Origin of the sequence: Streptomyces sp. NPDC013157 (genome assembly GCF_042899865.1) — a bacterium.
Lineage (GTDB): Bacteria > Actinomycetota > Actinomycetes > Streptomycetales > Streptomycetaceae > Streptomyces.
The window spans coordinates 17,320-37,158 of the sequence record NZ_JBIBAK010000034.1; the positions used below are offsets into that span (position 1 = coordinate 17,320).

17 protein-coding genes are annotated in these 19,839 nt (G+C 68.0%); 5 read left to right on the plus strand and 12 right to left on the minus strand.

Features of this window, described 5'->3' with window-relative positions:
• Positions 1 to 72: 72 nt before the first annotated feature.
• From ACFY6U_RS51580 to ACFY6U_RS51605, 6 genes are all read right to left on the minus strand, one after another.
• Positions 73 to 1,509 carry an IS1380 family transposase gene (locus ACFY6U_RS51580; protein ID WP_390050048.1) on the minus strand — a complete coding sequence of 479 codons (1,437 nt, stop codon included), beginning with the start codon at positions 1,507 to 1,509 and terminating at the stop codon, positions 73 to 75.
• A 248-nt stretch (positions 1,510 to 1,757) separates the two neighbouring features.
• On the minus strand, positions 1,758 to 2,018 hold the full coding sequence (locus ACFY6U_RS51585; protein ID WP_360251733.1) for a hypothetical protein: 261 nt from the start codon (positions 2,016 to 2,018) through the stop codon (positions 1,758 to 1,760).
• A gap of 124 nt (positions 2,019 to 2,142) precedes the next feature.
• Positions 2,143 to 2,454, minus strand: a complete 312-nt coding sequence (locus tag ACFY6U_RS51590; protein ID WP_390050025.1) for a sigma factor — start codon at positions 2,452 to 2,454, stop codon at positions 2,143 to 2,145.
• Positions 2,451 to 3,323 carry a GNAT family N-acetyltransferase gene (locus ACFY6U_RS51595; RefSeq protein WP_390050027.1) on the minus strand — a complete coding sequence of 291 codons (873 nt, stop codon included), beginning with the start codon at positions 3,321 to 3,323 and terminating at the stop codon, positions 2,451 to 2,453. Before ACFY6U_RS51595 ends, ACFY6U_RS51590 begins: the two co-directional genes overlap by 4 nt.
• Positions 3,324 to 3,409: 86 nt before the next feature.
• On the minus strand, positions 3,410 to 4,378 hold the full coding sequence (locus ACFY6U_RS51600) for an alpha/beta hydrolase (RefSeq protein ID WP_360251742.1): 969 nt from the start codon (positions 4,376 to 4,378) through the stop codon (positions 3,410 to 3,412).
• Between the two features lie 46 nt (positions 4,379 to 4,424).
• Complete coding sequence (locus tag ACFY6U_RS51605) at positions 4,425 to 5,372, minus strand: sigma-70 family RNA polymerase sigma factor (RefSeq protein ID WP_360251745.1); 948 nt, start codon at positions 5,370 to 5,372, stop codon at positions 4,425 to 4,427.
• Positions 5,373 to 6,838: 1,466 nt separating this feature from the next.
• On the opposite strand from ACFY6U_RS51605, the gene ACFY6U_RS51610 reads away from it, so the two are divergent.
• A complete protein-coding gene (locus ACFY6U_RS51610) occupies positions 6,839 to 7,255 on the plus strand; it encodes a hypothetical protein (RefSeq protein ID WP_390050030.1) in 417 nt (138 codons plus the stop codon).
• Positions 7,256 to 7,342: 87 nt separating this feature from the next.
• Here ACFY6U_RS51610 and ACFY6U_RS51615 read toward each other — a convergent pair whose 3' ends face one another.
• From ACFY6U_RS51615 to ACFY6U_RS51640, 6 genes are all read right to left on the minus strand, one after another.
• Positions 7,343 to 9,304 carry a sensor histidine kinase gene (locus ACFY6U_RS51615; protein WP_390050032.1) on the minus strand — a complete coding sequence of 654 codons (1,962 nt, stop codon included), beginning with the start codon at positions 9,302 to 9,304 and terminating at the stop codon, positions 7,343 to 7,345.
• Positions 9,297 to 10,040, minus strand: coding sequence for a response regulator transcription factor (locus ACFY6U_RS51620; RefSeq protein WP_360567258.1), 744 nt, complete (start codon positions 10,038 to 10,040; stop codon positions 9,297 to 9,299). The genes ACFY6U_RS51615 and ACFY6U_RS51620 overlap by 8 nt, the downstream gene beginning before the upstream one ends.
• A gap of 278 nt (positions 10,041 to 10,318) precedes the next feature.
• Positions 10,319 to 10,981, minus strand: a complete 663-nt coding sequence (locus ACFY6U_RS51625; RefSeq protein ID WP_390050034.1) for a hypothetical protein — start codon at positions 10,979 to 10,981, stop codon at positions 10,319 to 10,321.
• A complete protein-coding gene (locus ACFY6U_RS51630) occupies positions 10,978 to 12,240 on the minus strand; it encodes an ABC transporter permease (protein WP_390050036.1) in 1,263 nt (420 codons plus the stop codon). Before ACFY6U_RS51630 ends, ACFY6U_RS51625 begins: the two co-directional genes overlap by 4 nt.
• Positions 12,227 to 12,952 (minus strand): ABC transporter ATP-binding protein, encoded by a 726-nt coding sequence (locus ACFY6U_RS51635; RefSeq protein WP_390050038.1) that lies wholly within the window; start codon positions 12,950 to 12,952, stop codon positions 12,227 to 12,229. The genes ACFY6U_RS51630 and ACFY6U_RS51635 overlap by 14 nt, the downstream gene beginning before the upstream one ends.
• The gene (locus ACFY6U_RS51640; protein WP_390050040.1) at positions 12,949 to 14,079 is read right to left on the minus strand and encodes a peptidoglycan-binding protein; all 1,131 of its coding nucleotides are present in this window, start codon (positions 14,077 to 14,079) and stop codon (positions 12,949 to 12,951) included. Before ACFY6U_RS51640 ends, ACFY6U_RS51635 begins: the two co-directional genes overlap by 4 nt.
• A gap of 3,312 nt (positions 14,080 to 17,391) precedes the next feature.
• Here ACFY6U_RS51640 and ACFY6U_RS51645 point away from each other — a divergent pair.
• The 4 genes from ACFY6U_RS51645 to ACFY6U_RS51660 form a co-directional block, all read left to right on the plus strand.
• A complete protein-coding gene (locus ACFY6U_RS51645; RefSeq protein WP_390050042.1) occupies positions 17,392 to 17,640 on the plus strand; it encodes a hypothetical protein in 249 nt (82 codons plus the stop codon).
• Between the two features lie 256 nt (positions 17,641 to 17,896).
• A complete protein-coding gene (locus tag ACFY6U_RS51650) occupies positions 17,897 to 18,688 on the plus strand; it encodes a lytic transglycosylase domain-containing protein (protein ID WP_390050044.1) in 792 nt (263 codons plus the stop codon).
• A gap of 33 nt (positions 18,689 to 18,721) precedes the next feature.
• A complete protein-coding gene (locus tag ACFY6U_RS51655) occupies positions 18,722 to 18,919 on the plus strand; it encodes a hypothetical protein (protein WP_360251771.1) in 198 nt (65 codons plus the stop codon).
• A gap of 138 nt (positions 18,920 to 19,057) precedes the next feature.
• Positions 19,058 to 19,839, plus strand: a 782-nt coding sequence (locus ACFY6U_RS51660) for a BTAD domain-containing putative transcriptional regulator (RefSeq protein ID WP_390050045.1), incomplete at its 3' end; no start/stop codon positions are given.

Sequence of the window (19,839 nt, forward strand, 5' to 3'; positions counted from 1 at the left end):
GCGGATTCCCGGCGCGGTGGTCGGGTTCTCCGGAGTCCTTCGGGTCGTGGGCGGGCAGGGTGGTTTCTCCGGTCAGCTGACCGGACGGGGCAGTGCGGCGAGACGGTGGAAGGCCGCGACCAGTTCGTTTCTCCATGGCCAGGTCGCCGATATCCGCAGGCGCAGGCGTCGGCCGCCGCGGGTGAGGCGGGCAGCGACGTGCAGCAGCCGGTAGCGGAGCTTCTTCGGCTCGGCGGTGGCCAGTTCCCCGTCCAGCAGCAGGACGCGCGTCCAGGCGAGCAGGTCGACCGCCGCGAGGCTGAGTTCGAGCCAGACGGCGTTGACGCCGAAGTCGCGGGAGGGGAAGCGGCCGAAGCCGGTGGTCTTGCCGCACCGGATGTGGTCCTCGACCGTGGCATGCCCGCGGTGACGGACCTCCAGGAACTGGGCGGAACCACCACCGGAGTAGGGGGTGTCGGTGAGGAACACCTGGTGCCGCAGGCCCTCGTCCCGATCGAACAGGGACAGCTGGGCTCCGGGGTGTGGCCGCTCCCGGCGCACGATGATGCGGGTGCCGGGCGGATAGCCGTCCATGTCGACCATCCCGGTCAGCTCGGCGACCTCGGCGCCATCACGCAGTGCCCCGTCCTGGTCCAGGGCGGGATGCCAGAGGCGGTCGGGCATCGAGCGGATCGCGCGGCGGACCGGCTCGGTGATCGCGTATCCGACTGAGAAGAAGGTACGGATTCCTTGTTTCCGCACGTCGCGGACATGGGCGAGGAAGGCTTTCGCGGATCCGGCACTGTCGGCGCGGACCAGGATGTCAGTGCCGTGCCGGTGAGCGTCGGGGATCTGCGCGAGCGCCTGGTCGAGCACCACAACGTGATCAGCGGCAGTGTTGGCTCCGGAGTTGCCGGGCCGCAGCCGCCCCGATACGGCCTCGCCGGTGTTCGCGAGGAAACACAGCAGCGGATGGAAGCCGAAGTCGCCTTTATAGGTTGGGGCAGTCTGTTCCTTTTCCGAGTGACAGGTGACCAGCGTGGCGTCGAGGTCCAGAACCAGGCCGGGAAGTTCTCGTCCGCCGGCCCGAGCGGCAGGTATGCCCTCGCCGGTCTCGGCGGCCTGCATCCAGGCGACTTCCCGGGCCGTGGCGCGGACCGCTCGAAGCGAAGCGAGTGCGGCCTCGTCGGTGTCGGCGAGCAATCGCCAAGCCGTGGGCGTGGAGGCGACCGGGCCGAACACCTCACCCTGATCCCGCAGCACGGCCAGATCCGCGATCGTCTCACCGCCGTCGGCGAGCATCACCGCGAGCTCGGTGGCGACCCGGCCCGGATCATGCCCGGTCCCTCGCGGCCGAAGCGGCCTGAGCGCGGCTGAGTATGCGGCGGTCAGCCCGGTGGCATCAGCAAGATCTGCCAGCAACCGTGCCCCGGCATGCCCGACCACCCCCGAACCATCGGCACTGACATGAACCTTGGGACGCAACCCGATAGCCTGCACGTAGAAAGTGCCCTCCGCCTGGACCGACAGAACCCCTCAGCAAGGTTCATCGTCCCAGGTCAGGAAGGCACTTTCGCGTTTCCGCCCCAAAGCCAGCCATACCCAAGTGAAACGGCGAGGCTAATAGTCCGCTCTTTTTCGGGACAGTAGAGGCGGCCGTTCTCGTGCTTCGTGACGTCGCGTCACGAAGCACGAGAACAGCCAGGACGGATCCGCAGGTCATGACCCGCTGCGGCCCGGCGTGTTCTGACCAGCACAGACCGGAGGCTGGAAAAGCATCAAGGCATCACCACTTTCCAATCCCCCCCGTGAGCGGGATGTAACTTTATGTCCCGTTTCGGCCCCAAAAGGACCTGGCCGGCCGCCACTGGGATCCCCTCCTCGGCGAGCCACTTGAGCTTCAGGCGGGTGGTGTTGATGTCGCTGGGCGCGGTCTCCAGGTCCGCCCCCTCGCACACCTGCCTGGCGCGCAACGGAGTGTCGGCCGCGGCGGCCACCACCACGATCCGCCAGCGGGCCGGATGGTCGGGCAGCTCCAACGGCGTCCGCCCTCACCGGCGCTCACCAGAGCCCCGGAACCCGGCGCGCATCCGCGGCGCCGGCCGGGCCACCTGTGTGCCCAGGCCCCCGAAAATCCCACCTGCGCTCACCACGGAGGGTGCGTCAGCAAGCTGCCGGACCTTCATGAACGATCGAGGCCAGGGGACTCATGACCTCCGCCTGGCGACGTTCCGCGACGACGTTCCGTGTCACCGTGAACAGCAGGCCACGCGGAGGCAGGCCCTGACCGGCAATGAGCCCGTTTTCCCGCCAGGCCCGGACAAGCGTCTCCTGGGTAACCTGCTCAGCGATCAGTCGATCACCGGTCAACCGTTCCGCGAAGGCGAGCAAGGCTTTTCCATGCGCCTCGTAGAGGGTCCGGACGAGCATTTCGGCATGCACGGCTTTGAAGGCCTTTGCCTTTCCGGCCGTCATGCGCCCGGCTCCGTTCCTGTCGATGTGCCGGAGCCGGGGTTGTTCCAGATCCAGTTCCGGCGGCTGTATCGCATGGTGAAACCGGCTCGCAGCAGATTGTGGTACGAGGAGTTGTGCGTACCCGGCGGTTCGTCGAAGGTTTCCACGACGAGCACGCGGCAGCCCGCGTCCCGGGCGGCCCGGACCCGGGCCGCGATCAGCGCCGACTGCGCACCTCTTCTGCGGGCTTCCGGCAAGGTGCACCCGGCGAAGAAGCTGCCCACCTCACCGGCGGTGCGCAAGGTCGCGATGGCGACGATGGCACCGGCCTCCCGGACCGCGAAGGGGTGCCAACCGGGGCGGCGGACCGAGGCGGCCGCCATCTCCTGTGCCCCCTGCGCCGGCATGCCCATCGCGCGCGGCAGCATCTCGGCCCATGCGGCGGCCTCTGCGGGACCGACCGGGCCCACTTCCAGTCCTTCGTCCAGCTTGGCACGCGCACTGGCGCTCACGGCGGAGTCAATGTCGACGGCCAGTTTGCGGATGGCGTGGCCGCCTTCGATGCCGAGCTTCTCGCACATGGCCGACCAGTTGTCCGGGATGACGGACGGCGCGAGCTGGATGGTGGCCCTGCGGACGCCTCGCTCTCGGTAGAAGGCGATGACCTGCTCCATCAGTGGAAGCGTCACCGGCTCGTCGAAGCCGAACCCGAGGGCCTTGCTCCAGTAGTCACTGGGGTCGTCCCGCATGGCCAGCACGACGCCGCCGCCCAGTCGGGTCGAGTCCAGCCCCCAAGCCGAACGGGCAGGTTCCGTGACCCCTTCCTCGATCTCGTACATGACCTCGGCCTCTGCCTTCTCCAGAGTTTCCGGGGAAATTTCGAACGCCATGATGAATCCTTTTCTAGATTTACGGTGCCCTCAGGGAGCGGCTGGTTTCCCCGCTTCGCGGTCCGTGACCGGACGGCGCACGGCAGTCACGCCGTGCGGACGGACGGGCCGGCGCGATGACGTTCACGCTCGTTCCCGGACGGTGGGCCGTGTACGAAGTCCAGGACGGCGGCGGTGAAGCGGTCCGGCTCCTCGATGTGACCGAAGTGGCCGCTGCCGCTCAGCTCACATAGCCGTGCGTCCGGTATCCCGGCCTGCAACTCGTGCGCCCACTTGGGCGGACAGATGAAGTCGTGGGTGCCGACGATCACCAGCGTCGGCACGTCGATCGCGCCGAGCCGGTCGCGCACGTCCCAGTCAGCCGGACGCCGGTTCGGATCGTAGGTGCCCCGCAGGTTCAGGCCGGTCCCCACTCGCCCGGCCGTCTCCCGGTAGTCGGCGAAGTAGGCCGGGAAGATGCCGTGCAGATAGCCCAGGTAGGTCTCGTTGTCGATGACCTTCCGCGTCTTCGTCACGTTGACCGCGTCCCAGACGCGGCCCGCCTCGGCCGCTTCCGGGCGGTCCGGCCAGCGCCGCGCGAAGGCGGCCATCTCCGTGGTGGCGGTTTCCCTCAGTTCGCCGCCGTTCAGCGGTGCAGTGTCGTAAAGGATCAGGCCGTCGAGACGGCCTGGATGGTCCAGGCCGAACTGGAGACCCACGAAGCCGCCGTGCGAGTGCCCGATGAAGTGTCCGCTCGGGGCGCCGATGTCATCGAGTACGGCCGCGGCGAAGCGGGCGTAGCGGGACATCGAGTAGTCGCCGTCCACCAGCAAGTCGCTGTCCCCGGAGCCGACGGGGTCCACGTACACCATCGTCAGTTCACGTTCCAAGGCAGGAATGCGCAGGTACTCCGGGTGTACGCCCGGTCCACCGGAATGCACGAGGCACACGGGCCCTGCACCCGCGACCCGATAGACCTGGCGTACGCCGTCGACGACACAGGTCCGTGCGGTAGCCGGGGCGGCCTCCCCGGTCCGTCGGCCGCCGAGAGTGTGGTTCGTTGCTTTCACACCCACACGATGCGGCGGGCGCCGGGAAAGTTCGCAGGGCCGCGAATTTTTCTCAGCTGCTGCGTGGATGGTGGAGACGGATCCTGCTGAACCGGCCCTGCTTCATGAAGTGCACCCAGACCACACCGGGCGGACAGTGGAACGGGTCCTCCGGCGGGCTGAGCAGGGCTGCCTCCCAGATGACCACGTCACGACTGGCCACCACGTTCAGAAGCTGGTGGCGTACGCCGTCGGACATGTCCCGGTCGAGGGACACCGGGAGGTAGTCGATGTCCGTGCGTTTGCCTGTCGGCCAGGTGATGTCGGTCTGCGGCGACCACCAGTCGGACAGTGCTGAGGCGAGCCGGCCGTGGCGGGCGGACGCCATGGTCTCCTCGGCGACCTTGCGGTGCAGCTCTGTGAGGGCGGTGGCATCGTGGTGGGCCCGGTCCGCGGTACCGATGAGCGCCTCGGCCAGCTTCTTCCGTGCTTGGCTGAGCCTGCTGCGTACCGTGCCGACGGGTGTGCCGCACAGCGCCGCGATGTCCTCGTAGGAGGTGGCGCCGGTGAAGAAGCGCAGCATGGCCACGAGCCGCAGCGGGGGCGAGAGGTCCTCCAGCGCGCTCCAGACCCAGTCCCGCAGTGCGTGCCGGTCGAGTATCTCCGCCGGGTCCGGCGGGCCGTCCGACCAGTCCGTCGTGAGCGCCTGCGCAGGTTCGGCCATCGGTACGGCCGACATCCTGCGCAACCGGGCGCGGCACACGTTCCGCACCACCATCCGCAGCCACGGCCCGACCGCGTCGGGGTCCCGTACGTCGCCGATGCGGCGCAGCGCGATGAGCACCGCTTCCTGCACGGCGTCCTCCGCGTCCTGGCCGTGGCCCAGTACGGCGAACGCGACCGCGTACATGCCTGCCTTGTGTCTGGCGAGCAGCAGGCCGAGGGAGCCGACGTCACCGGCAAGCGTGGCGCGTACCAACTCGGAGTCCGGTGGCCCCGCGTCAACCAGAAGATCCGTCATACTCAGACATTACCCGTCGGCGAGGACGCACCCGCGGCAGTTGCGCCCGCTTCCCCGGCCTCCGCGCCCGGCCGAGCCGGGCGTAGTCGGCCGGCACCGCGTGCGGCGCCGACACCCCCTCATTGCCCGGAACTTGCTCTGTGGGCGCTCTCCGACTTGGCTGCCTCGGGATGCGAGAAGGGGCAGCTCCTGTCCGTGGCTGTTCCGTCCCCACGTGAACCCGGGGTGCCTCATGACGCGTATTACCTATGCGGTTCTTCACCAGACACGCCAGGGGTGCCGCGCGCCTGTCGGTGGGCCGCATCCCCCTCCACGTCGTCGCCGCACTGCGCATCAGGGCGTCAGGGCGTCAGGGCGTCACCCGAGGGAACCACGAAAGGATGCTGCCCGTGTACGGAGCCTCGAGACACTACCCTTACGGAGTTCCCGCCCAGCCGGATCCACGATCCCGGGATCAAGTGCAGCACGATGTGGCGCTGCGCCATCAAGCCGTTGTGCAGCGGCAACAACAAGCCTCGGCGGCGGCGCTGCCCCCGGCCTACATTCCACCGGCGCCACCAACCGAACGATATCCGGTGCCCGCGCCCGTGCCCGCACGGCCCGCCGCCGCGCCCCACGTCCCGTATGCGGCATCCCATGCGCAGGCTTACGCACAGCAGTCCTACGCGCCCCCGCTTCGGTACGCGCCCACGGCCGCCTCCGCGCGGCCGCCGGCCCCGCTTCCGCCAGTCGTCGCCCCACTCCCGCGGATCGTCGCCCCGCCGCCCGCCCTAGCCCCGCCGAACCGGCTTCCGCCGCTCGTCACCCGTCTCCAGCCCGCGCCGGCCCCGGCACAGCGACAGCCGTCCCACCGACCGCCGCCACGCTTCGTTCCTCAGGACGCCTCCGCCTGTGACACCGCGGCGATCGAGTACCAGAGGGAGGCGGAGTTGTTCGAGGCCGCTCTGGCGCGCTACATCATCGACAGGCGCACGGACGTCACCGCGCAGATGCGTACGGTCGCGTCGGCGGCATGGAGCATGGTGAGCGAGATCGATCCGGCCAGGATCAAGAACTTCGCCGAGACCGACGCGACGCAGCCAGGCGCCGTAGGGGGCGATATGGCGGCTCTGCGGCGAGTCGTCCACTCCGGCAACCTCAGGGAGACCGTGGCCTTCCTCCTCGCGGGCCAACGCACCCGAGCGTTCCGTGGGCTGACGGAGTTCCGGTGCCTGGACAGCCTGGAACCGCAGCGCGCGAAAAGGGTGCACCAACCCGCGAGTCTGCAACGCAGGTGGGCACGGAATGTACATCCGCCGCTTTCCACGGACGAGATGTTGTTCGCGTCCCGGTCCGCGGGGAGTGACGGAGGGTTCGTCGCATGGCGTAGGGGTGATCAGTACGTATCGCTTCCGGTCTCCTGCTCCGCCCACAGGGACGCGGAGCCCACCGGAGGGCTTGTGTCCACCGGCCTCTCCGGATCGACCATGGTCCTTCTCGAAATCGCCAGACTGGCACAGGACCGGGGTGTGAGGAACATCGACCTCGAACTTGTGCGGCTCGCCGCGATCGCCGCCTTCGTGGAACACGGACACCACACAGTGCACGAAGTCCTCACCAGTGCACAGATGTGGGCGGCTCACGCGAACGTCGGGGACAAGCTCACCTACGACAACAGCTATCGCCGCTATCGGTCGATCTCGCCTCTCACCGAGCCGGAGCTGCGCGGTGTCGTCCCGTCCTCGCGGTTCCCCGACGAGCGGATGAACAAGCCGGACTTCTCCGCCTCGGCCGCGCGTCACCCTGTCCCGGCCGCCCCTTCCACCCTGCTGCACCCTCAGCAGGCTGTTCCGGCCGTACGCCGTCATGCCAACGAGATGAACTACGCGAGCGTACGACGGTGACACCGTTGCCGGGCTTCGCAAGGTGAACGGGGTGCAGGCGTCAGCAGGAATCGGCGGCGTTCAGCGGGATCAAGCCGGATTGCGCGCTCACAAAGGCAAATTGAGGGTGAAGGTCGACCCGCTGCCGACCGTGCTGGTGACGGTGACCGAGCCGCCGTGGGCCTCGGCCAGGCGCCGTACGATGGCCAGCCCGAGGCCACTGCCGCCGCTCCGCCGGTTGCGCGACTTCTCGGCGCGCCAGAAGCGGTCGAAAATGTGTGGGAGTTCGGCCGGTTCGACGCCGCATCCCGTGTCGGACACGTCGATGACAACGGTGCGGCCTTCGTGCCTCTGTCGCCCCGTGTCGTGGTGGTCGGGCCCGTCATGGTGCTCGACGTCTGCACGAAGCGTGACCGTTCCGCCCGCCGGTGTGTGTCTGATCGCGTTCGACACGAGGTTGTCCACCATCTGCCGGAGCCGGACGGGGTCGGCGAGCACCATGATCGTTGGGTCCGCCTCGCTGCGCAGGGAGACACCGGCCGGGGCGGCCGCCGCCCGGCCGGCCGTCACCACGCTCAGAAGGAGTTCGGCGACCCGCACCGGAGCACGGGACAGACGGAGTTCGCCGGCTTCCGCCGCCGAGAGGTCTCGGAGGTCGTCGATGATGTGCTGCAACTGGAGGGCCTGCCCCAGGAGTGATGTCACGAAGTCGGCGTCGGGACGGGCGAGACCGTCCTCCACCGCTTCGAGCCAGCCGCGGAGGTTGCTCACCGGGGTGCGCAGTTCGTGCGCGATGTCGTTGGTCATGTCACGGCGGAGAATCTCCAGTTTCTCGCGGCGCTCGGACATTGCGTTGAAAGCCGCCGCCAGCCGGGCGACCTCGTCGCGGCCGCGTACGGGGACCCTGGCGGTCAGATCACCGTCCTCCATGCGCGTGGCCGCTACGGTGAGCCTGCGCAGCGGCCGCGCCAGGCGGACACCGGCCAGACTCGTGACGATCACCGTGACCACGAGGACGACGGCCCCCCAGCCTGCGATCCTCAGCCTGTTCGCGGCGGACAGGTCGAAGAACGTCTTCGCGGTACGGCTGTTGCTGTCGACGTAAAGCAACGCCCCGGGCGCCACGTACGGTGCGAGTTGTTGCGCGCGGCTCGTCGCGAGGCACGAGGAGACGGCGTCGTCCGAGGGAGCGGGGGTGCCGTGCGGGGTCCAGCCTCCCGTGATCTCCAGAGTCACCGTCCCGGTACTCAGGTGCCGCAGACAGGAGTTGACGAGCGAGTTGAGGTTCTCCAGCGGCTTCGTCTCCGACGCCACGGGCTTGTTGAGAATGCTTCCCGCACACGGCCCGGTGACGATGGAACCGTAGTCGTCCACACCGGGCACGATCACGCGCGGACGCCCGCTCGGCAGAAGCTGGACACGTGCCTGCACACCCGCGACCTCATGCACGCATCTCGCCACCCGGCCCGCCAGGACGCGCAGGCGCCGGGTCTCCTGGGCAGACAGTTCGAAAGGACCGACCACCCTGGAGTCGATCACCGATGCCGCCGAGCCCGCGGTCCCGGGAACCTGGACGCCGTCCGCACCAGGGGCTGTGGCCAGCTGTGCGCTGACGGACAGCGGATTCACGACGGCGGTCGCCTTCGGAGGCGGCTGGAAGACGTGGCCGCGCTCAGGTGCGGAGTCCGCCAGGATCCGTCCGTCCTCGGCCGTCAGAACCACCCGGTGGCCCGCCTGCCGGCCGAGTCGCTCCACAGTGCTCTGCACCTCGCTCCAGCTGGTATGGGTCGCCGCGTAGCCCACCAGGCTGTCGTAGACGTGGGCCTCGTCGGCGAGCGCCTGCCCCTGCTCGCCGCCAAGCGCGACGGCGGTGGTCTGTGAGACCACCCACGCCGTCACGATGACCGAACAGACCGAGACGAGGGCTGATGCCGCGAGCAGACGCATCAGCAGGCTGCGCCGTAGCGGAACCACGGAGATGCGGGGATCGAGCCTCCGTGGTCGCACCAGCCGGGCGCGCAGCACACCGCGGAGCCGCACGGCGAAAGCCGGCGGACCCGCCTCATCCACGGCGTGGCTCCTGATGCCCGTCCACGAGCTTGTAGCCCACCCCGTACACGGTCACCAGCGGCATGGGGGGCCGACTGTCACCGGCCGCCAGGCGCAGCTTACGTCGCAGGTTCATGACGTGCACATCGACGGTCCTGGGCGTGATGAAGGGATCGGAGCCGTGCAGACGCTCAAGTATCTGACTTCTGGACAGCACGTGACCGGGATGCTCGGCGAGCATCTCCAGCAGTCTGAACTCACCGGGCGTGCACGTGATGTGCTGCCCGTACGCGTGTACCTCGTGTCGTGCGACGTCGACCGACACGGGACCCGCGCGCCTGACGGTGTCGTGATCCGCCGTCTCGGTGGCGGTGGGCGTGGTCCGTCCGGTACGCCTCAGCAGCGAACGTATGCGGGCCATCAGCTCACGCGGGCTGAACGGCTTGGTCACGTAGTCGTCGGCGCCGAGATCGAGGCCGGCCAGGAGGTCGTCCTCCGATGATCTGGCGGTCAGCAGCAGTACCGGAAGGTGCGCGAGACGCGGGTCGGCGCGGATGATGCGGCACACGTCCAAGCCGTCGATCCAAGGCATCATCACGTCGAGCACCAACAGGTCCGGCAGCTGACGGCGCAGCAGGTCGAGAGCGAGACGGCCGTCATCTGCCACCGTGACGGTGTGGCCCTCGTGTTCAAGGTACCGGCGAACCAGTTCGGCCTGATCGGCGTCGTCCTCCGCCACCAGCACGTGTGCGCACATGTAAGTGATCCCAGATGTTTCTTGGTACAGGCAGTGGAAGAGTTCCGTCTGGTCCTCATCGCTCTGATAGGCGATAGGACGGCCGAGGCAGCCGAAGGCCGGCAGGAGCGGGGGCGGCGGCACGGCATGAGTCCGTCCCGGCCAACGCGTGTCCGCCCGAACCGGCTTGGGGGTCCGGCCCCGGACGGCACAACGGCGGATTCCGGAACGGGAACCGACATGTCGTCCTTCCGCAGTCCCCGAGTGGCGCGGACATCCGTTTCGTTGGCTCGTCATGGTCAGGAGTGAGACCCGAAGGACTTCACCGTGCATTCGGTGTTGATCTGGTCGTAGTTGTCGGGGACGTCGGCGGAGGTCTGTGTCCAGCTCATCGGTTGGCTGTCGGTGGCCGGTACGATCGCCGCCGGAATGCCGTGGCCGCTGAGGCACTTCACGACGGCCACCACGTCCTCGTTGTAATGCGGATTCTTGGCGGGATCCAGCTCAGGCGGCTGAATCGGAGCCTTGTCCTTGCAAGCCTCCACCGCCTTCGCACGTACCGTGTCACTCACTTGGCCGTTCGCGTTCGCCCCCAGGCCGTTCTTGGCGAGACAGGCCACGTAGATCTTCCGGATCTGCTTTCTCTTTTCGGCAGTGTCGTCGAGCCGGAGCTGTACGCCCGGAGAATCACCCGGAGACGCGGACCGTCCACCGCTGGACGGGGACGCGGAGTCCGGGGAACCTGCCGAGGGCGGCAACGAGGCCACGCCCGCCTTCGCGGCCTGCTGGTCCTGGCTGGAGCAGCCGCCGACAAGCAGGCCCGCGCAGATCACGGCGGCGGTGAGAGACGGCAGGGCGAGCCCGGATCGGCTCTTGTGCACAGGCATGTGCTTTTCCTTTTCTGCAGAGGGTGGATCGGGCACCGGGTCATCCGCGGGGCGGCCGAGTTCGCGGTGGCTCATGTCGTGGCGAGCGCCTCGGTCGGGGTCAGCCGCGACGCGCTGACGGCCGGATACACACCGGCCAGCACACCGACCGCCAGGGAGGCGCCGACGCCGCCGGCGAACACGCCGAGGGGAATGACGACAGGCCAGTTCTGGATCACCGCGTAGGCGGTGGTGCACGCCGTCCCGACGGCGGCGCCCCCGGACGCGCCCAGCAGCGTCAGAGCCACCGATTCAGTGAGGAACTGGCCGCGGATGTGGCCACGGCTGGCCCCCAGAGCGCGTCGCAGGCCGATCTCGCGGCGGCGTTCGAGGACCGAGATGTACATGGTGTTGGCCACGCCGATTCCGCCGACCGCGAGCGCGATGCCGGCCAGCGCGACGAACAACGTCGAATAGGTGCTCTGGGCGGCGCGCTTGGCCTTGAGCGCGTCGGAGGGATTGGTGACGCTCACGAAACTCGGAAGCGGAGGATAGACCGTCGCGGCGAGCACCGACTTGACGGAGTCGATCGCGCTGTCCGGAGCCTTCGCGTAGACCACGGTCGGATGCCCGTCGAAGCCCAGGTAGTGCTGGGCCGCGCTCCATCCGACGAACACGGACAGCTCCAGGTCGGGATCGAGCGGCATCGGGTTGAGAATGCCGGTCACGGTGAACCACCGGTCTCCCAGCCGGAGCAGCGGAGCGTCCGCGCCGACCGTCAGATGGCTGAAGCCGAGCGTGCCGGCGGCCCGGTACCCGAGGACCGCCGTCGGAAGTGCCGTGGTCTTCGCGTCGATGAAGTGTCCGGTGTGAACCGAGCCTTCGACCAGGTCGAGCAGGTTGGGCCGGGCCGCCAGTACGGTCAGCGCGGCGGTGTCGTCGGGGTCGTCGGCCTCGGTGCGCCGCACGGACCGGTGGGTGTTGGCGACCTCGCTGGTGGCCGTGACGGGTCCGATCCTCGCGGCCATGTCGGCTGCTTGTGACGGCAGTTCGATCGCTTTCTGGCCCGCGGGAACCAGGGGCTGGGCCTTGAGCCGGTCGGTGCCCAGCGCGGTCAGTCTGTCCAGCAGTGCCTGCTGGCTGCAGGCGGGGACGGCGGTGACGAGGATCAGTGTGGCGACGCCCACCGAGATGCCGAGTGCCGAGAGCAGGGCCCGGACCTTGCGGATGCGAAGTCCCATGATGCCGACCCTGATCAGGTCGACGGGCCCGAGGCGGACCACCTGGGCCGTCCTCGTGTCGTCGTTCTCGGCGGTCGTGCGCGGGGGCGGCTTCGCGTGGCTATCGGAGGGCACTGGTCGCTCCCCCGCGCGTGTCGCTTGTCAGACGTCCGTCGCGGATCTCCACACGGCGCGGGAGCGCGGCGGCGATGTCGCGGTCGTGGGTGATGACGGCGATGGTCGTGCCCTCCTGGTTGAGATCGGCCAGAAGTTCCATGACCGACTCTCCGTTGGCGGTGTCCAGCGCGCCGGTCGGTTCGTCGGCGAGGATCAGGGCCGGGTCGTGGACGAGCGCGCGCGCGACGGCGACGCGCTGTCTTTCGCCGCCGGAAAGCTGTGCCGGCAGATGACCGGTGCGGTGCGCGAGCCCGACCCGGCCGAGAGCCTCCTCGGCCAGGCGACGGCGATCACGGCGGGGTACACCGGCGTACAGGAGCCCGGTCGACACGTTCTCCACCGCGGTCAGCCCGTCGGTGAGATGGAACTGCTGGAAGACGAAGCCGAGCATGCGGCCCCGCAGTGTGGAGAGCTGCCGGTCGTCGAGTGCCGTGGCGTCGGTGCCGCTGATCTCCACGAGACCGCTGCTCGGCCGGTCCAGCGTTCCCATGAGGTTGAGCAGTGTGGTCTTTCCGGACCCCGACGGCCCGACGATGGCGAGGAGTTCGCCCGTCTCGATCGTCAAGGAGACCTCGTGCAGCGCGGTGACACCGCCCGGGAAGGTCCGGCTGACCCGGTCCACGAGCAGTACGGGACGGGGCGCGTGCCCGTCCGGCGGTTGCGAGGTCATGAGGCGACCACCACGTCCAGTCCCTCGGTGAGACCCTTGCCGCTGATCTCGACCAGCCCTGTGGCGAACATGCCCGTCCGCACCCTCATCAGTTCACCGCCGGGTCGCTGCACGGCGAAACCGCCGCCGCTGAGGGCGAGCAGGGCGCCGATCGGCACAGTGAGCACGTTCTTGTGGATCTCGGAGACGAACTCGACCGGGACGTCGCCTTCATCGAGGTTCGCCACGTCCGACGCACGCTTCGGCAGGACAGTCACGTCGATCTTGGACGTGGAGTCGTCTCCGGCGGGCGGTTGCGAGGAGGCGTCCTGTGCGGTGCCGCTGATCCCCGACACCGTGCCGGGGACGTTCCGTCCGGGCAGCATGAGGGTCACGGGCTCACCGGGCTTGATCGCGGACACCTGCTGGGCGTCGACGGGCACGGTGATCACCTTCTTCGGCGCGACGTAGCCGAGGATGTCCTCTGCCACCGGATCGCCGATCTGCGCCTTCACACCGCTCACGCGCACGGGCCCGGGAAGCACGACCCCGTCACCCACCTTCAGCTCACCGGTCGGCTTGAGGCCCACGTCCTGCTGCCATTGCTTCAACGCCGCCACGAGGGACGGCGTGAGTGTCGAGCCTTGTACCGGCGCCTGACCTGCCGAGCGCCGCACCGCCCCTTCGTCGCCCACGTCGTAGCCGAGGGCGGCGAGGTTGTTCCGCAGGACGGTCACATCGTTTCCGATCACGCCGACCTTCTTCAGATCCCGGAAGAAAGGGGTGTCCCCGTAGAAGACCGATACGGGCTTGTCGTCGACTCGGTAGAGCGCCCTGCCGCGCCCGGTCGTCGTGCCGTCGGGCGGGAGCTTCGTCAGAGTGCCCGTACCCGCGCCCTTGAGCTCTTTCACCGGCCCGAACCCCAGCTGCCCCACTACGGTCTGACTGTCGCTCAGGTCCCGGCGGATCACCTTGGCGGTGTGGACAGAAGGCTCGGCGGTGGCATGCGGGTCCCGAGCGTCGGACGAGTGCCGCACCACAGCGGCGACACCGACCGCGGCGACGGCGACCACCGTGGCCAGCACCACCGCCGGCACGGCGCGGCCGCGGCCAGGAGACTCACGGGACACGGCGGCACGCTCAGCCATGACCGCCCCCTGCCGGCACCGTCCGGTCCGCCTGCTGTTCTCTGTCTTCGATCGTGAACATGGCCCCACGGTGCCGGGCCGATGTCATGGGACTGTCAGCCGGCGATAAGGAGGTCTTGTCGCTCTACCAGGGCGGACGACTGCGGGTGAACACTCCGGGATCGGTGGAGGCGGCACAGGTCCCCGGCCAGAGGACGGGCGGGACGGAGTTCGGTGTGGGTGACGATGAAGTTGAGCACCACCGTCTGAGCGGTTCCTCCTCCCGGCACTCCAGCCACGGGCCGCGCGGGGTGAGTCCCGGATTCATCCGTCCCAGGCCATCGCCCGGGTCTTGCCGTAGTGGCTGGTGTCCGTGCCGGTGGTGACGAGTTGATCACCGCGATCCCCCCCGTCCCTTCGTGGCTCCCGTGGCAGGCGTGTATGGACGCTTGCTCGAAACGATGGGTGCCGGAGCGTTACGCTGCATATCAGCTTGAGTAGCCGCCGCGGCGGCCTGGGCAACACCCTTCCACCGAGCATTTGCCCTGTCCCACGCCGCCGCCGAGACAGTAGGCGGTCTGCGGGACCCGGAGGAAATGCCCTGCGCGGAGCCCCCAGCAGCCCGCGCTGCCTGATCCACGGACACGGGCCCACTCGGCCGCGGCGGCAGACGTCTCTGCGTACGCAGAGACGTGGCACCAGTCGAAACGGAGGAAACTTCGGGTGTTGGAGTGTTGTCCCTCGCGGCCCCGTTTCCTGCTGCGTCCTCTGCCATCTCAAGCTCCCGTCTGAGGCATCCACCTACAACTCAAGGACGGGCCGGATCCGAGCACAGTTCAAACCTGCTGTGCGTTGAGCTTCTTCGGGCTGAGCGAGGCCCTCGACCGGCCGTCGAAGCGCTCATGGCGTTCATCGACGCGCACCGCCAGGTGTATCGCGATGCACCTGCTACGCACTGAAGACGCGGATCAGCCTTGTTCACGGGGACCACCGCCATCGGGGACGACGGCCGCCAGCGGGCCACGAACCTGCTGCGACGCGGCTTCACCGCGTCCCGTCCAAACGAGCGGTGGGCAGCCGACTTCACCTGCCTGGCTGCTTGGTCCGGGAGCGACGCTCTGGACATGGTGTGTGGCGTCGGGACCGTGCCGTAACCGTGCGCATGCCCTCGCCTCCGCCCGTGCAGGTCGCGACGGAGGGTACGTGGTGTGACGCCGAAGAACGGATGAACTCAGTGCGGCGGGCTGCTCGTAGCTCCTGTAGGAGGCCTCATCGCCTTCTCCAACTCTTCGAGGAAACCCTCACCACCGGAGGACCGAATGCCAGACGTCGCCCCTAGCAGCGGGCAGGAATGGCACACGCTCCAGGCACCGACCGCTGACGTGCAGCAGATCCTGCCCCAGCCCACGCAAACCGGGTTCGAGTTGCCAGGAGAGCCCGATTCGGGACGCACGGAGACGGCATCTACGGCGGCTCCTGCGCCGGAACACCGGTCCGCCGCCACACTCATGGACTCGGCGGGTTCAAGGTTCGCGGAGGATCTCCCGAGCTCAAAGACCGACCCGTTTCCGCCGCGCGACAGTTCCACGCCGGCGCCGGCACGGTCGGCCCCGGGGAAGCTGCTCGACCGGGCGAGGCGCGGATGGCAGGCGGTGAAGCCCTGGGTGAACCGCGCCGTCAAGTTCGCCAAGGAGAACCCCTGGATCTTCAGAGGCATGGCTGCCGGAGCCGTCGTAGGCCTCGCCGTCGCCGGCCCGGCAGGTATGGTCCTCGGCGCCGAGGTGGGGGCCTTGGTGGGCACCGTGACGCAGGTCGCCGTGCGCGCGATCCAGAAACGGCGACTCACGGCGAAGGGATCACCGCAAAGCAGCACCTCGGCCACCGAGGCGGCTTCGGGCATGTCCACCGCTGTGCAGGACGCTGCTCGGCCCCGGACGCGGACTGCGAGCACGGATCAGTCCCGCTCCCGACAGCTCGACGGCCCCGAGTACACCGAGGCCCGTGGGGCGGGGCCGACAATGAGCGGCCAGGTCGCGGCCATCGCCGCGCGGCGCGCCAGTGGCACGAGCTCGACCGCACCCTCCGTCACCGGCACCGCATGGCCCCGCCCTCCAGGCCCGTCACCCCCGTGGCCAAGAGCCCCGGCCGTTCATGACCTCATCAGCTGCCCGGAGGAGAGGAGGCCCGCCGCTGAGGAGCATCTCCTCAGCGGCGGACGGGAGTTACTGAGCCGGCCTCGGTCCGTACCGCTGATTCGGTGCGGGAACGTACCGGGTGTCGTACGCATGTCCGTACGGCATCCGGTAGGAGACGGTCGGCTGAGGAACACGGGCGGCTTCGGGAACGTGGGACGCCGAGCGGGCGTAGGGGTTCGGCAGGTAAGGCGGTGCGACGAGACGCGGCGGCTGAATGGTGGCGGGTGCGGGTACGGCGCGGAGGGCGCCGTCGGGAGGACAGGCACCGCCCGGAGGGTAGGCGGCGGGGATCGGCTGTTGGACCATCCACGGGGTGTGTCCGGCATAGAGATGGCGGCCGTTCGGGCCTGGCGATGGGACATGGGCAGGCGCTCGGGGTGCCAAGTCACCCGCCGGCACCGGAAGCGATCTGGCAGCCCGACCGAACTGATCGCTTCGCGGCCGAGAGCTGGATGCAGAAGCTTCAGCCGTCGATTTCTCTGGAATCAGAGCAACCGCAAACGGCGAAGTGTGGCCATCTGAAATTAATACCCGATTCTTCTTTCGATCCAGAATCGCGTCAAGCTGCCTTTTTTGAGTCGCTTTGTATTCTTCCTCCGCGGCTCGCAGATCCACCGCCCGCTGGAGCTCCTGATCCGCTTTTGAGATCTGCGACTGCCGCCCTACATAGAACTCATGTCCTTCTTTGGTTATATGCATCACAACACCACCCATACCGCCCGGATAACCCTCACCCTTGACAGCGAATCCTTTACTCATAAAAAACGCATGCGTATCCGCATTCGCATACTCCGCCAGACGTCCACCGCTCAGGTACTCTGCCGGATTCGCATAAGCATAGTTTTTATCCCATATGTAAGTACTAAAAAGCAGGCGCCCATAATCTATTGCCATTTCGCCACTCGTTCTCTGTCTCGAAGGTTCTACCTGCAGGAGAAACTCCTGCACTCCCTACAACGGCCCCGGGCCACCTTCGGTTCATGTGGGCTTGGGTGGCCACCGCGACCTAGCCGAGCGATGGCGGCGGTGCGACCGGCGAACACCTCCTCGCTCGGCTGGACAAAAGATGCTCGGTTCTTGACCCGAATCCCACTCGAAGACGTTGTATCAAGGGAGAGGGTAGCTCACCCGGAAGGAAATGATGGAACTTTCCAAGCCCCACCCTTCGATGTTCGCGCAGGAGTACCTGAGCGCCGGAGAGGAATTCGAGAAGACCGGAGACCGCGAGTTGGCCAAGGCCAACTATGAGGAGTGGGCCAGACTCCACATAGCCATGTCGGGGACGGTCACCGGAGAAAACAGTGCGCCGACCATGCTCGCCAGCACCGTGTACCAACAGGTCCGGCAGGCAGGGGCCGATGCGCTCCCGGCCGCCGAGATGAGCTGATCGCCGGAAAGGCGCCGCCGGCGCCGCCGATCGGCAGGCGCGAGATCCGAGGCTCCGGCACCTGCGCTCCACGGAGTGAACTGACAGCCGCGCAAGCTCGTAGTGCTGAAGGAGGAACATTTCTACCGGCAACAGCAGAGCCGAATTCATTGACAGGAAGGAAAACGAGGTGACAACCGGCACTAATTCGAGCACGGTGGCCGCAGCGGCAGCAGGTGGTTTGGGGTGCCTAGCTATTCCGATTGGAGGGACCGTCGTGATCAGCTCCGTCGTGATCGTCGGCGGGCTCTCGGTGCTGCTGTTCCCTCTCGTCATCATCTTCATGATTTTCCACGGCCTTTCTCTGTCAGGTCTCGGGAATGTGGGTAATCCTGGCAGCGGCCTCACGGTCGCCGAGCAGAGTTGCGAAGCCGCAGAACGCCAGCAAACGCAGTCCGACCCGAATGGCACCTCGAACCGAGCTGCAGCGATAATCACCGGCGATGGTCGCGGAAAGCTCGAAGTGACACCCCCTGACAGCGTAGTAGGCGGCGGCATACCCTGCACTGTGCCAGAGGATCTTTTCAACGCCATCGAGGACGCCGGTGGAATATGTGACGCCATCGGGCCTGTGGTGATCGCCGCTCAGATTGAATACGAATCCGGCTTCGATTCGAAATTTGTCGGCCCGAACGGCGCCAAGGGCATATCGCAGGTACCCCCGGACGCCTTCTCGCGCATTGAGGGGGCCGACGCCGATCCGTTCGACCCCAAGAAGTCGATCGACGCGCAGGGAAAGTTCCTGTGTGAACTGTCGGACCAGGTGCAGGATCTGCTGAATCATAATGAAGTGACCGGAAACACGCTGGATCTGACGCTTACGGCGTACGACGTCGGCATCGATGCGGTTCGCCAAGCCAAGGGTGTTCCCGCGACCAACGATTCCCAGAGTTACATCACCGGCGTCCGTACCTGGTTCGCCTCCATGGAGGGCATCGGTCCGGTTCCGCGAAAGCTCGCAGGTGTGCCGGCCCTCCACGACGATGACGGAGCCAAGCTCGCGTCGTAGCAGATCAGTGCTTCCCTGAGGCAGCTCGCGGGCATGGCCAAGCCACTGTGCGGCACGGGGGCGGGCATGGCGCCGGACGTGTCCACCGCCCACCGCCCGTCGTGGGCGTCTCGGGCCGAGCCGAACCACGCCGCCATCACCTCCGGCGCCGCCGCGCCCCGGCCTCGGAAGATCTGGGCCCACAGCTGCACGGACCGCATCGGTTCGCTCGATACCGGGCAGGGTGCGTGACCTCCCTTTGCAGTCGCCACACGGCTAATCCGCCTTGCTGTATTGGCCGTTGGTAGACTCGCGGTGATCCGTGTGGGTGCCCAGGAAGCCGTGCCTGTCAGCCGACTTCGGCGGCGGATCCCCCGGGAAGGAAGCCGGTTGGAGGAGCGGTTGCGGTTTGCGCTGCTGGGTCCGGTGAGGGCCTGGCGTGGCGAGGACGAGGTTGATCTGGGTCCGCCTCAGCAGCGGGCGGTGCTGGCGGTGTTGTTGCTGGCACAGGGTTCGCAGGTGCTGGCGAGCGGGCTGGTCGACGCGGTGTGGGGCAGTCGTGCCCCGGCGTCGGCGCTGGGTATTTTGCGGACGTATGTTCATGGGTTGCGGCGGGCGTTGGAGCCGGGTGGGGATCCGGTGTCGTCGGTGATTCGTTCTGCGGGGGACGGTTATCAGTTGCGGGTGGTGGCGGGGCAGGTGGATGTGGGGGTGTTTCGTGAGTTGACGGTGCGGGCGGAGGGTTTGCGGGGTGGTGGGGATGTGGTGGGTGCGGTGGGGTTGTTGCGCAAGGCGCTGGGTCTGTGGGAGGGGACGGCGCTGGCGGGTGTGCGGGGTGAGTTCGCGCTGACGCATCGGCGGCGGCTGGAGGAGTTGCGGTTGTCGGCGGAGGCTGCCCGGGTGAGGGCGGAGCTGGATCTGGGCGGGCATGCGGAGGTGGTCGCGGATCTGAACCGGCTGGTGGCCGAGCATCCGCTGGATGAGCGGTTGCGGGAGCTTTTGATGCTGGCGTTGTACCGGTCGGGGCGGCAGGCGGCGGCGCTGGCTGTGTACCGGGAGGCGCAGACGCTCCTGGCCGAGGAGCTGGGGGTTGATCCGGGTCCGGGTCTGCAGACGCTGTACCAGCGGGTGCTGCGCGCGGACGCCCGGCTCCTGGCCGTGCCGTCCACCAC